Genomic DNA, 717 nt, shown 5'->3' with positions numbered 1-717 from the left:
CGTTCAAAAAGAAGCCGTTCATATTGCGATTGGCATTCGTCCAGATGGTACGAAAGAAGTGCTGAACTACCAAGTGGCGCCCACGGAATCAACTGGGATCTGGACTGAACTGCTGGGAACCTTGATCAAGCAGGGCGTTAAAGATGTGCTGTTGTTTGTGGCCGATGGGTTAGTTGGTTTGGATGAAGGCTTGAATCGGCATTTCCCTAAAGCCAAACGACAACGTTGCCTGGTTCATGTTGGGCGGAATCTGATGAACAAAGTTCGCGTAAAAGACCGCAAGGCCGTGATCAGTGACTTTAAACAAGTTCATCGGGCCGCCAACCGTGAAGCAGCCGAACTGAAACTGAATGAGTTCGCCAACAACTGGCATCAGACCTATCCCAAATTAATCAAAGATCTGCTTAAAATGCCGAATTTACTCACTTTCATGGACTTTCCACCAGCTATCCGGCAATCACTATACTCCACTAACCTGATTGAGAACTTTAATAAGCATCTCAAGCGCACCACCCACCACAAAGAACAATTTCCAACGGAAGATTCACTGGATCGCTTCCTGGTTTCTCAGTTTAATGTTTATAACGAGAAGTCTCTGAAGCGGATCCACCGAGGGTTCAAAGGACTCCAGGACACCTTGGAAGCATCATTTATTTAAGTTAGATACATATTATATGTACGAAGGCATTTCATTTACACAAGATTCTTGACGCTACC

At 45.2% G+C, this 717-nt stretch carries 1 protein-coding gene; it reads left to right on the top strand.

The features are described from left to right. Nucleotides 1–658 (top strand): IS256 family transposase (locus KTE19_RS13665; protein WP_249778676.1); only part of this gene is annotated, 658 nt, incomplete at its 5' end. Between the last annotated feature and the right edge of the window lie 59 nt (nt 659–717).

The organism is Lentilactobacillus dabitei (assembly GCF_019061365.1).
Taxonomy (GTDB): domain Bacteria; phylum Bacillota; class Bacilli; order Lactobacillales; family Lactobacillaceae; genus Lentilactobacillus; species Lentilactobacillus dabitei.
Note: the sequence above shows the minus strand (reverse complement) of the source record. Positions and strands in the feature narration are given on the sequence as shown.